This window comes from Paenibacillus sp. N3.4 (assembly GCF_008017805.1).
Taxonomy (GTDB): Bacteria; Bacillota; Bacilli; order Paenibacillales; family NBRC-103111; genus Paenibacillus_E.
On the sequence record NZ_VRTT01000077.1, the window covers coordinates 1 to 13,209 of the forward strand.

The 13,209-nt window shown below is 44.6% G+C and carries 9 protein-coding genes and 2 pseudogenes; all 11 read right to left on the reverse strand.

Annotated features, from left to right (window positions below):
* Window positions 1–210, reverse strand: a pseudogene (locus FU659_RS27995) (S-layer homology domain-containing protein); the annotation flags it as partial.
* Window positions 211–440: 230 nt separating this feature from the next.
* A complete protein-coding gene (locus FU659_RS28000; RefSeq protein WP_147950581.1) occupies window positions 441–2,375 on the reverse strand; it encodes an S-layer homology domain-containing protein in 1,935 nt (644 codons plus the stop codon).
* On the reverse strand, window positions 2,339–4,387 hold the full coding sequence (locus FU659_RS28005) for a hypothetical protein (RefSeq protein WP_147950582.1): 2,049 nt from the start codon (window positions 4,385–4,387) through the stop codon (window positions 2,339–2,341). The genes FU659_RS28000 and FU659_RS28005 overlap by 37 nt, the downstream gene beginning before the upstream one ends.
* 254 nt (window positions 4,388–4,641) lie before the next feature.
* Window positions 4,642–5,751, reverse strand: coding sequence for a glycosyltransferase family 4 protein (locus tag FU659_RS28010; RefSeq protein ID WP_147950605.1), 1,110 nt, complete (start codon window positions 5,749–5,751; stop codon window positions 4,642–4,644).
* 133 nt (window positions 5,752–5,884) lie between these two features.
* Window positions 5,885–6,673, reverse strand: coding sequence for a WecB/TagA/CpsF family glycosyltransferase (locus FU659_RS28015; protein WP_147950583.1), 789 nt, complete (start codon window positions 6,671–6,673; stop codon window positions 5,885–5,887).
* A 30-nt stretch (window positions 6,674–6,703) separates the two neighbouring features.
* Window positions 6,704–7,843, reverse strand: a complete 1,140-nt coding sequence (csaB, locus tag FU659_RS28020) for a polysaccharide pyruvyl transferase CsaB (protein WP_147950584.1) — start codon at window positions 7,841–7,843, stop codon at window positions 6,704–6,706.
* The gene (locus FU659_RS28025) at window positions 7,819–9,870 is read right to left on the reverse strand and encodes a DUF5693 family protein (protein WP_147950585.1); all 2,052 of its coding nucleotides are present in this window, start codon (window positions 9,868–9,870) and stop codon (window positions 7,819–7,821) included. The genes csaB and FU659_RS28025 overlap by 25 nt, the downstream gene beginning before the upstream one ends.
* Window positions 9,871–10,032: 162 nt before the next feature.
* A pseudogene (locus tag FU659_RS28030) lies at window positions 10,033–11,726 on the reverse strand (phospho-sugar mutase).
* A 32-nt stretch (window positions 11,727–11,758) separates the two neighbouring features.
* A complete protein-coding gene (gene fabZ / locus FU659_RS28035; RefSeq protein WP_147950586.1) occupies window positions 11,759–12,187 on the reverse strand; it encodes a 3-hydroxyacyl-ACP dehydratase FabZ in 429 nt (142 codons plus the stop codon).
* Between the two features lie 162 nt (window positions 12,188–12,349).
* Complete coding sequence (locus tag FU659_RS28040) at window positions 12,350–12,868, reverse strand: CDP-alcohol phosphatidyltransferase family protein (RefSeq protein WP_261808104.1); 519 nt, start codon at window positions 12,866–12,868, stop codon at window positions 12,350–12,352.
* A 100-nt stretch (window positions 12,869–12,968) separates the two neighbouring features.
* Window positions 12,969–13,187 carry a DNA-directed RNA polymerase subunit beta gene (locus tag FU659_RS28045; protein WP_147950587.1) on the reverse strand — a complete coding sequence of 73 codons (219 nt, stop codon included), beginning with the start codon at window positions 13,185–13,187 and terminating at the stop codon, window positions 12,969–12,971.
* Window positions 13,188–13,209 lie beyond the last annotated feature (22 nt).

Consider the following 13,209-nt stretch of genomic DNA (forward strand, 5'->3'; position numbering starts at 1 on the left):
CGCACGGTTCATTTCGTCTTTCAAACCAAATGTCGTATCAGTCACACCATCAAAAATACCCGCAGAGATCATCGCATCGAATTTCGCTTGTGTTGCTGCGTCCAGGTCTTTCAAATCGCTGAAGTCAGCGGATGTTTTACCGAATGCAACAGACGAAAACATGGAGAGCGCCATGGCGGATGTAAGAACAACAGATAATGATTTTTTCATAAAGGTTTGTTTCCTCCTGTATTTAAAAGTTTTTGTGTTATAAAAAACTTATAACCAACGTGACGACAATTGAATCTCTGAGTATTACTCGTGTATCTATTCGTATATCATCTCGGCTACAAACTTAGTATACGACACTCCATACAGCATTTCATTGCTAAGTATTTTCCAATTTCATAGAAACGACAAAAGACTGCATCCGAAGAATCGGATACAGTCTTTTAACTTACTTATTTAGGAATCTTCTTTTGTTGCTTAAGAACTCGGATGATAATGGCTGAAGCTTGTGCTCTAGTCAAGTTGCCTTTCGGATCAAAACTGTATGTTGGTTTCTTTTGACCTTCTACTAAAGCATTCTCAATACCGTCAATAAATCCGGCTTTGAAGACTGCTTCTACAGATGGCTGCGCATAGGTACCAATAGTAGTCGCATCCGTAAATTCTTTTTTGAGTGTTACTAGGCTCTTAGCTGCATCGGAGTTTACCTTCATATTAGCTGCGCGTTCAATCATAACAGCTGCATCTTCACGGCTAATTGTGTTACCTGGGGCAAATAACCCTGCAGAATTACCTCTAACAATCCCCGCTCTGGCCCCTGCTTCAATATGCATGAAGTCATACAAGCTGCTGCTGTTTGATAATCCCAATCCTCTTCTTACATCTGCAAAAGTACCTTGAAAGTTAGGATTCGTTGGATCATTAGTATGGAAGGACGTATCTTCATTAAGCAATGGAACATCAAAGATTTTAACCAGTAAAGTTACAAATTCACCGCGTGTAATAGCATCATTAGGTAGGAACTGCGATGAAGACTTATTGTTCATAATACCTTTTGAATACAAGATATCTAAGTAATCGCGCGCCCAATCATGCAGTGTCACATCATTAAAGCTATTGTTCATGTACATAACTTGGAAGTATCCAAAGGTATCTACAGGAACCTCGATTGTATGTGCCTTCGGATCTACAACACCACCGATGTTTTTCCAACCGACAAATTGATTGCCTGTACCACTTGGATCAAGGAATGTCCCAAACTGATACACAGTGAGATACTTCCATGAATCGTTACGAATTTCGTCATCATACTTTAATGTAAGTGTGCCCCGTTTAGTAGGAACCATTAGACTCTTAATATTTCTTGTATAGAAAGCTGTCTCACCTGGTCCTAGCAATGTTGGGGATGGAAGATTACCGCTACCTTGTAAAGCAGCCTTTAATGTATCAGCGTTACTTGCTGCACTAATATCTACGGTCCCCGCATCTACCCAGAATCGCTTGCTTGCAGGTCTGAATCTGCCTGTTGGCTCAATTAAGAATCGAGTTCCTGCAGGTGTTTCTGAAGCTTTCTCAACACGACCATCGTCCTGGTTCGCGATACCAAATACAATTTTACGATCGACGGTTATGAATTGTTCAGTTTGCGTTCTGTCATTTCTCATTAACTTCGTATCCTTAGGGAAGTTTAATAAGAAATCTCCATTAAAGATGCTCATTTTGGAAGCTAACGTAGTTTTGTATTGTGCTCCCTCAATAGGCGTATTCACGTTGAAAAGAATAAAGTTTCCGGTCGTCTTTGCTTTACCCCGGTTAACTGTAAATGTAATTGCGTTCTTACCTGCTTTTAGATTGTCAACTTCAAATCTAAATACACCAGGGGAGATCTGTGTAGCTTCACTTTTCCCGAAGAGGACACTGTCTGCACCATCTGCTTGGATAACAACCGTTTCCGAATTCGTATTGACGTTAGCCTGATCAACCTTGTCTAAGTTCTTAACGAAATTCGTTGGTTGCAGAAGCAGGTAGGATACGGGTTGTTTCGTAATCGTGATCATCTTGCTTGTTGTACGCCCTGAGTTATTCGTAGCAACTAATTCTAGCACGTAGTCACCATAAGCATCCATGGTTAAAATACTGCTCAAATTAAAGCTTGTTGTTGAGCGTTTGCTATCCAACGGATCAATAACCTTCGAAATTTGATTGAGTGATAGCGTCGTCGTTGTGATGGATGAACCCGAAGGAACTTTTCTCAAATAGAGAATCGCTTCTGTATTTAAATTCGCATTTAGAATCGTACCGGAAAGTTGAATTTTAGTGGACGTTGTTTGATAAACACCTGGCAGAGTGCCTACTGTGTAAGGTGTAACTGCGACATCCGGAACCATACTTCAACTAGTGGCGCGTAGTCACTAAGAACAAATACTTCGTAATTCGTCTGAGTAACAAGAACCTTTGGCTGTGCTGGATCAGGCTTCAGGTAAAGGGAGAAGCGGATTGCTTTTTTGCCATCATTATCAAAAAGCTTGCTATAAGCTGTTCCTGAATCCTTATTAACGGCTTCCAGTTCCTCTGAGGAAATTGTAAAATTCCCCAGCGAATCTATAACTGATTTCTTTGCCGCTGGATCAGTTAAATTATTAGAAAGCGGGACATTATTATCATTAATCGCTAGTTCAACCAAGTTGTAATTTGCTGGCGGCAGGTTAACGATCTTTCCTTGGATACAGGGAGCAAGTACAGCACCACAAGTGAATTGAGACTTGCTTGTAACAACTTTGCCATTATACAAATTAGTTACGATGACATAAGGTGCACTGGAAATATTTAAATTGTATGCTTTTGTGCCAGCAGCATTGGCTGTAACCGGTGGGACCGCTGTGGTTCCCTCATTCGGTGTGATGGACATTAGAATCGGACCATCCGGTATATCATGCAAAGAAATTGTTGCCTTTCTAAGGGTAGAAGAACCCGCTACAGCAGTAGTATCATAGGTGCCATTGCCGGAGAATCCGGGAATATTAACGGTAACTGAATCTGCTTTAGCATTTGTAAAAATATCAATTAATGCCGGAAAATCATTAATTTGATTAGACCCCTGTTCCGTCAACACAACCGGAGAACCCCCTAGGTTCTGTGCAACATGGTCTAAATAGGGTAAGGATGGGTTAGTAAAGTTAAATGTGTATCTGGTCGGCTGTGTAGGCGTTCCAAGAGAGCTTGTAAGTGTGACATCAATTTCTTGAGCTGTGCTATTCGTATTTAAAGGAAAGCTTGCGCTAAAATGATGTGTTTGATACTTCGTGCCTGAGTCAATTTTAATTGGAGTAACCGTGGCACTCCCTATAAGATCTGGCGTACTTGGAGTAGATCCACCAATTAGCGTTCCTTCAATATTGCTTATTTTTTGAGTACCAAACGTATAACGGAAACTTGCTCCGCTACCCACTACTTTGATATCAGCATATACATAATCAGCAACGCCTGGAGTAATGTTGCCTATACTGTTCTTAATATCCGTAGTGAATATAATGTTCTTAGAGGTTTCACTTGTTAAAGTAGGTACGGTTACTAACTTACTCACTGGAGGCGCAGGCGTTACAGATGAATCTTCCAACATCTGAATCGTACCGTTGTAAGCAAAGCCCAATCCATTATCGTATTTAAACGTTCTTGATGTTGTATAATAGTTAGTCGGGTTCTTAGCGATAAATTGCATCAGATTATCCCCTGGATTCAGGGCAACATCTGACACACGACCCGTATTCGTAAGGAATGTAAATACTCCGCCGGAAAAATTGGATGCTTCAAACGTAGTTCCATTAACAATTGCATCGACTTTATATGCATTGCTCGCAGAACCGGTAATCGTAGCATTCGTAAATGGACCTTGAGACGGGAGCATAGCGCCATCTGTGAAAACATCATCATTAAACTTGAGGTTTGTAATATTGGATACCGGAGTAAAATAAGCCCAACCAGGCAATGAATCAACGTTAGACGTACTGGCAAACTTCACAGTAAACCGATTGAGACCTTCCGATAACTGCACATTTTCAAAAAGGATTTGATTCGTACTGTTTGCCACTCTTGTCGGACGATTTGTTTTATTCGTCGTGGTTAGGCCGGAGTTTACATTATATATCTCATAGTAAATATCCGTAATCTGCTCTTCCGCGATTCCTCCAATGTCCACACTTACGGTTAAAGGATTGGATGTAATGCGTTGGATGGAAGCATCTACGAGTGGATTATCAGTCGTAGGAATCGTGTGCACATATAAACTTGTAATATTCAGTACAGGTGCAGCGGAAGCCGTCATTGGCGGCAACAAGGCGAGCAGCATCGTAATCATGAGGCTGAGGCTGATCCACTTGTTTCTTCTTTGTTTGGTTTTCAAAGCTAGTTCCTCCTTATGTGATCTAAATGTTGTTAGTATCGTCGCGACCTAAATTAAACTGAGCGGCTATTCGACAATCCCTCCCAAAATCTTCTATCATTCTACATGATTAGACGCGGCAATACGCCAAAAGTTCTTTATCTTACTTATCGGTCAGAAGCACGAAAATGTTTAGGGAAAGAAAAAAATTCACAAAATGCAAAAAAAAAATCCAATCATTTAGATTGGATTTCAAATAATTAATTTTAAAACGATTATTTACCTACGCGATCACTTTGCACTTGCTTGCCGACAAGCTTCTGCAAGAAGCTCAGAACCGGTTTGCGGCTTTTGCTGATAATGCCGATGGCTTCTGCACCAACAAGCATAACGAGGAAGAGAGCTACCATTATCATGATTAGTCCCCATGTAGAATCTTGGGAAATAAACACGGAACAAACCACAGCACTAATACCAAAGATGGAGGCAATCCCATAGATGATCAGAACGCTTGTACGATGGCTGAATCCAAGCTGCAGCAAGCAGTGATGCAAATGGCTTTTATCCGGAGCAGAAATCGGTAGTTTATTGACGTAGCGACGCATAATCGCGAAGAAAGTATCGGACAATGGCACGCCTAGAATCATGATTGGAATCAGAAGGGAAACAACGGCCGCTTGCTTAAAGCCCAGAATGGATAATGTCGCTAACGCAAAACCTAGGAACAAAGCTCCCGAGTCCCCCATAAAGATTTTGGCCGGATGGAAATTATAAAACATAAACCCTACGATGCTGCCTAGTAAAATCACACAAAGAAGAATAACCGTAATGTTGCCCATCATGAGTGCCAGAATTAAAATGGTTGTGGTAGCAATACCGGAAACCCCGGCCGATAATCCGTCTAATCCGTCAATCAAGTTAATGGCGTTGGATACGCCGACAATCCATAATATCGTAATAGGAATACTTAACCAACCAATAGGCAGATTAGTTGTTCCGAAAGGAATGTTAACAAGTTCAATCTTCAGTCCGAAGGAAACAACGATACACGCGGCAATTAGCTGCCCGAGCAGTTTCCATTTGGGTGATAATTGGAACCGATCATCCAAAGCCCCCGTAACTACAATCACAAAGCCTCCTAGCAGCAAACCAAATGCCGCATTCGAGTTGACTGCATCAAGTGCTGGAGAAACAACGAAATAAGCACCGACGAACGCGAGGAATATAGCTAATCCTCCGAGACGCGGCATAATTCGGGTATGTACCTTACGATGGTTTGGGGCATCAACCGCTCCTACCCAGAAGGCAAATTTTTTGACTAGGGGTGTCAGCAGCAGCGCCATTAAGCACGAAGCGATAAACCCAATCACATATAATCCATACATGTTCTTCTTCACAGCTCCTCTTGTCGTGGGTGGCAGGTGATCCGCCGAAATGAATTATACTCCCATTTGTCCACAAATACTACTGCTAAATTTGGCTGAAATGACCTTCTTTAGGTAATTTTCATAATTATTTTCATGCTTTTGTTACTTTCTCTTTGTCGCGCATCACTTTCAGTGCGAATTTCGGAAGCAGGAGCATTCTTTTGTAGCGCCATGGTTCCTGTAAAAGGCGGTAAAACCATTCGAGACGTAATTTCTGAAAGAATACAGGCGCCCTCTTTAGTTTGCCCGAAAGAACGTCAAAACTTCCCCCGACTCCCATCATAACAGGGACCCCGATTTGCTCTTTGTACTTGGCTATCCAAGGTTCTTGATTGGCAGCGGATCTTCCAACAAAGAGGAGATCAGGCGCAGCATCCACGATATCTTGAATGACTTCCTCGTCCTGGGTTTCCCCGAAATAGCCATCGCGAACACCCACAAGCGTTATGCCTGGATAGGTAGATCTTAAACGATCTGCTGCCGCCTGAATCACCTCCGTTGACGCGCCGAGAAGATACACCTTCCAGCTCTTCTTCTCTCCGACCTTCATCAATTCTTGGAGCAAATCATAACCGGGAACCCGCTCTGCAACAGGCTCTCCTACATATCCTGCAGCCCAGACGACCCCTGTCCCGTCAGGAACGATGAGCTCGGCCCGCTGCATCATGCTCAGATAAGCCGGATCGTCTTGAGCGGCCATGACCATAATGGGATTGGCGGTAATAATCTGGTGCGGAATTCTTTCTTCAATTACATTAGTCAGATAAGCGACCGTCTGCTGCATGCCCATTTTGGAGATGGGTACGCCATAGATGCGAACTTTCGGTATAGCACCAGCGGATCGTACAGTTGTATTCGTAGTTGTCGATGTTGAGCTCATGGATATCTCATCCTTTAATTGACGTTGGAGTTAAGCCTTTGGTTGCAAATAAAATGAAATGATGTGCTGCGCAGGAAGCTGAGCCTGCGCTTTGAGCTCTTCTATGGCGGGGCCGACAGACACCGCCCAAGCTTCCTTGCCGTCGAGGAGGCGCTGCGCCTCGGCGCCCAAGGCTTCGGCATCGAAGCGAGCTGTAGATGCCGCGGCCTTCATACCCAGCCTATGGAGAAACTGGTCGATCTTCGGATCGTACGAGATGCCTACCATAGGCACGTACTGCGAGGCTGCATAAATCAAAGAATGCAGCCTCATCCCGATCAGCAGGTCGCAGCCAGCGACCTGCTCAAGCATGTCCTGCGGATGGGCGATGCCTCGCACCATCTCCACGCGAGAACCGTGATCGCCGAGGCGGTCGATCACGAACTGCGAAGCCACCTCATCCGAAGGGAGGTGGAAGGGCAGAAACCGCAGCCGCACGTCCGTGCGGGCTGCGAGCAGTAGGTGCAGGGACCGCGAGAGAGCTTCCAGCTCCGAGCGGTCCTCATTCCAGAAGCGGACGGATACACCGACCGTCCGCACAAGGCTGCCCCGCGGCGCTGTATCCGCCGCGCCGCCCTCAGACCCGGTCGAGCCGCGCAGGGGCAGGCCCATGACCGGGTCAGGCACAACCGTGATGCGGTCCAAAGGAAGCCGCATCTTCTCAAGCAAAGCCGCGGACTCCGTATCGCGGACCGACACATACGCGCAGCGTTTGAATACGCTGCGGATCCAACCATCGAACATTCGGCGATTGACCGGCCCAATGCCCTGTGAATAAATAAAAGTCGGCTTCCCCAGCCACTGGGCGATCTTTAAGACCGCCAAGTAATAGGGAATCGTCTTCGAGCTTGTTGCATCTTGCAGTAAGCTGCCGCCTCCGCTGATCAAGCCGTCGGATTCGCGCAAAGCACGTAAAAGCGGCCCAGGTCTCATCCGATGGTAAGCCTTTACGCCATACATCTCAGTCGTCTTCTGGGGATTGGCCGAAAGCACGATGGGCTCAATCTGAACGCCTTGCGCTCGACCTTGCTCCTGCAAAGCAAGCAGAATGGATTGCAGCACAGCTTCATCACCGCTATTATCAAAGCCGTAATAGCCGGAAAGCGCTATTTTGACCACTGAGGCACCCATCGCTTCCAACTCCTTGTGACAATCTCCCAAATGGCGATAAAGACTAAACCAACAATTGCGCCAAACACAACACCATACGTAATACGAATGAGTGAAATATGAAGCGGCGTATGCAAATGAGCGAAAGTGTCTACGATCGAAAGCTGCCCGATGACACCTATGAAAATTAGGTATACAGCATGTCTATATCTTACAGACAAATAAGCGCCTAACAGAAAGACAGGGTGAGCGAACAAAAACTCCTTGTTTCGAGGACGAACGCCCAACGTATTTTCTAAGAAAGAACGGAACAGTTTCTCGAACGTAGAAGCCTGCCCTTCATTTCCGGTACGTGACAAATAGTAATAGATAGCGGCCAAAGCCACCGCTGCAATAACGATCCATAATACGCTGATATAAGAAGAGAAAATTCGCCGAACATGCATGATTTTATCTTTATACGTATTGTTTTCACTGAAGAACAGCAAATAGATACCTGCGATTGCAATGGGTAGCAAATGCAGCATACCGACCCCGCGGAATTGCTGCAGCACAAGAGAATACGTAATATGATTAAGCAGCGCTACTTCATAGACTACGCCAATCAACGAAATCGCTGATGTTTTGAAGAGCTGCCATAACCCATAAGCCAGACCTGACTTCCATTTCGCGGCTGCGCCTGAACGGACAGATCGAATAGCCAGCATAACCGCGACGCTTGGTGCGCTGATCGCTGCCCCCAGCGCCAGAGCTTGTGCGTACACATTAGCGGAAAGCGTGTGTATGGCTAGAGCTCCTAACAAGCCAACCACGAACAGCAGTAAAGAGGCTTCCGGTATAAAGAAGGATACCATGAGCACGATCAAGCTGATACCGCCGACCAACATGAAGACACGCGCCACTTTTTGCCAGAAGGTTGTTTCAACAGTAAACGGCTCAGCAGTCCCTAATGTGAACCCCGCTTTTTCAATGCGTGGAATAGCTCCGTCTTTTCCTTGCAAAATTTCATAGTAGGCCGATAACGGATCTACCAGTTTGCCTTTATCCAAGCTTTTTACTGGTCTTGCGTTTATGAAAATCATACGGATATTGCGATCCTTCACAGCAAGAACAAAGCGATCTGCCGTGCTCTGAATGCGTCCTTCAAACTCTGACTTTTTCAAAGGCTCGGTTAGCTTTTCTCCATCTCTCTCCGTGAAAGAATGCAGTCGAACTACATTATAATTGGTTTCCTTGGCTAACGTGTTGAACCCTTTTTGAGGTTCTTTTAATAACTCAATGGCTGCTAGGCCTATGCCGTTCTTGTGTAAAAGTTCGGCCATTTTGTTCAAGTTAACTTCTGTATTTTCTTCTGTGTAGCCTGGAACCTCATTGCCGTCCACAATAATGCGTTTCACACCAAGATCATGAAGCTGTTTAAGTAAACGATCCATCTCGTTGGTTACGAAAGGTCTCCGGTTCGAGAGACGAACTACAATCTGAAATCCTTGATCCTTAAGCATCTGTAAAGTGATGGGGTCAGGGTCCATCGTCTTAATCGAGGCGTCATCCATACTCATCTGAATGATGAGTCCGTTTCTGTTTTTGAAGCTCCATGGTTGAGTAGCCACTTTCAGATCCATGAATGTCTTCTGAATCAGCGGCTCCAGCTTTTCTTGCGTGGCTTTATCCGCAAATAACACATAGGTGTAATTCTCATTCGGATTACCTAAATTTTGCGTAAGCGATGCGGCATCTTTTGAATTATACAGCTCGATGCGGCGACTCTCTCTTAGCTCAGAAAGGGTACTCTCGTATACCGACATGGACGTGATACCAGCGGCTTTCATATTCGTGAGCTGCTGAGTGACGAAGGACTGAGGATTCGTCTGGATATCGGCAATATCCAGTAAATCTCGATAATCAAACACGAATTCTACCTTATTCGCAGACGTTTCAGTTTGGTGACGGGTGTAAGCTAACGGAAGCGAGCCTAGCATACCGATAATAACGAGCCACCACAGGATATTTTTGAGCGGATTGTTCCATGTTTTATACCACTGAGTCAAATTGTTCACTCCTTGTTTCTGATCCCTTATACATTCGAAAACCTCTTCAATGCCTTAAATCAAAAGAATCGGTCAAATGAATTTCGGATTTTATTTCCATCATTTCATTAGACGACCTATCCTTGACTTAGGTTCTGAAGAGGTCCGGTTGACCCTATTTCATTATCCGTCTACACGGCTAAGTACGTATTGAATGATACCGTCCAGCTGCTTCGCAGCCCCAGGACCTGTGGAACCTTGCACGGCAAAGTAAAACTTGATCTTAGGCTCTGTTCCTGAAGGACGCAAGCAGAACCATGATCCGTCCTCTAGTTTGAATTTCAACACATTTTCGCGTGGCAGACCCTGAATACCTTGTTCATAATCTTCTACGCTGCTCACGCGAATACCATTGATTTCTCCAGGTGGGTTCATTCTCCATGCTTCCATGATGCGTCCAATTTGCTCCACCCCGTCTTTCCCTTTAAGCGTCCTTGATTCAAGCTTTTCCAAAAAGTAGCCAAAGGATTCGTAAAGCTCTTGAAGGACGTCATATAAGGTCTTACCTTGTTGCTTATAATAAGCCGCAGCTTCCGCAATAAGCATCGATGCGATAACCGCATCCTTATCACGCGCATAGCCGCCAGCCAGATAACCATAGCTTTCTTCATAACCGAAAAGGAACTGGTGTTCACCCGTTTGTTCGAACTGGGTCATTTTCTCCCCGATATATTTAAAGCCCGTTAATGTGTTTAAGGTAGGGATTCCGTAATGATTAGCGATTACAGCCCCCATTTCACTCGTTACGATTGTTTTAATAACAACGCCGTTGGCAGGCAGTTCTCCACGCTCTTTCAAGCTGGATAACAAGTAATTGACGATAATCGCACCCGATTGGTTCCCTGTCAGCACGAAATATTCACCGCTCGGATCTTTAACAACTGCGCCCATCCGATCAGCATCAGGGTCCGTTCCGATAATAATATCGGCATTCCAGTCCTTCGCCTGAGCAATAGCAAGCGTAAACGCCTCTCGCTCCTCCGGATTCGGAGATTTCACCGTTGAAAATTGCGCATCCGGCTTCTCTTGCTCGGCCACAACACGTACTTGTTCGAAGCCTACGGTTTTCAGCACTTCACGCACAGGTATATTACCCGCTCCATGCAGAGGTGTAAAGATGATGCGGAAATCATGGCTAATCTGTTGGATGACTTCTGGATTCTGACAAATTGCTGTTACCGCCTGGATATATGCTTGATCGACCTCATCGTCCAACCAGACCAATAGATCTTGTGCTTCTGCTTCACTTTGGGTGAGTTTCTTCACCTTCGCGAAGGTATCGATGCTTTGGACTTCTGCGATGACTTGTTCGGCAAATGCAGGAACGAGCTGTCCCCCATCTGCTCCATATACTTTATAACCGTTATATTCAGGTGGATTGTGACTGGCTGTAACAACAACACCCGCTGTTGCACCCAAGTATCTGACAGCAAATGATAATTGCGGTGTCGCGTGGAGCGTTTTGAACAAATACGCTTTCACTCCGTTGCCTGCGAAGACAAGAGCCGATTCTAAAGCAAACTCAGGAGACATATGACGGGAATCGTAAGCAAGGACAATAGATGGCGCTGCTGCGCCTGTCCCATTCACATATTGTGCTAACCCTTGCTCGCTCGCCCAACTGTATAGACGTTAATACGATTTGTACCAGCGCCAATTACGCCGCGAAGTCCTCCCGTACCAAATTCTAGATCTTTATAGAAACGATCCTCAATTTCTTTCTCATCTTCCCGAATAGCTTGCAGTTCTTTCTTCGTTTGGGCATCAACTGCCGGATCTTCCAACCATAATTGATATTCCGTTTGTACACGCGTCATAGTAGTCAGGTTCAGCTCCTTTTATCTATGGGTTATTTATTAGCAAGGGCGAACATAAGTTCACCTTCGACTACCACTTTGTCACCTACTTTAGCCACAGCTTGGCCTTTGACAATCGTTCCTTTTACACGTGTAATCGTCATTTCTAGCGTAAGGGTATCCCCGGGTACGACTTGTTCACGGAATCGTACACCGTCAATACCGGCGAATAAACCAATTTTACCTTTATATTGCGGCATGGAAAGAACAGCTACAGCACCAACTTGTGCCAAGGCTTCTACGATCAGGACACCTGGCATAACGGGATAGCCTGGAAAATGCCCCATGAAAAACGGTTCATTGATCGTTACGTTCTTAATACCAACAGCTTTAACGCCTTCTTCCACTTCCAAAATGCGGTCAATTAGCAGAAAGGGAGGTCGGTGTGGAATAATCTCTTGAATTTGATTAATATCTAGCATAGCGGTTATGCTCCTTTCAAAATCCTTGTATAAAATACAAGGTAACAACTTACAATAGTAGTATCCCTTCACTATCTGCAGAAGTGAAGGTTGATATAAGGGAGCCTGCGTATAGGTCTGTGACACAGACCTATTATGTGGGCTCTTTTTAACGATAACGAATTATTTCAGCTTAGCTCCCCGATTTAATAATAGGAACTGAAAAATATAAATAAAAGAGGTTAAGAACGAAATTCCAATCACAAACCATAAGTATGTAACTGCGAAATGTAATTGAAAGACGAGAAAAAGAATGGCTAAATAGTACAGCACAGTCGTCAACTTCCCCATTACATTAGCCGGTACGGTCGATTTCCCCCGAAAATGATAGAACGCGGAGCCTATAATCATCCCCAGGTCACGAATAAACATCGCTGCTGCTGCCTGCCAGGGAATCATCCCTGAAATCAAGAGGGATAAGATCACGACGATCATCATCGTTTTATCCGCTAAGGGATCGAGCATCATCCCAACAGGTGTAACCAGTCCACGAGTTCTTGCTATATAACCGTCCAAAATATCAGTAAGACCAGCTGCAAGTAGGATCAGAAAAGCTATTTTGATATATCCATTGAAAAAGAACATGAGATAGACAGGGATTAGGATAAACCTACTTATCGTGAGCATGTTCGGTATATTCAAGGTATCCCTCCCGAGCCTAATAATCTGTTAAATCATGCTAAACCTTTCTTTATTATACCGCTGCTATCACAAAAATAAAACTCCCATGCGGGAGTTAGAATTAATTCGCAAACACCAGATCGTATAGATGCCGCCAGGTGCTCATATGGAGGATTTCATTAGCCGGCTGATGGCCAAGCTTCGAATATCCTAGCCATAGACCGATATAGACAGCCAATACGCAAAGCACAGGAATACGAATGATTTTGAAAATAAGCCAACTGATTTGAAGCCATTTCGGCCAAGGTTTTTTTTTCTTTGGAGCAGGCTTGTCTGACATCTAGCCCTGTCCCTCCTTTTTT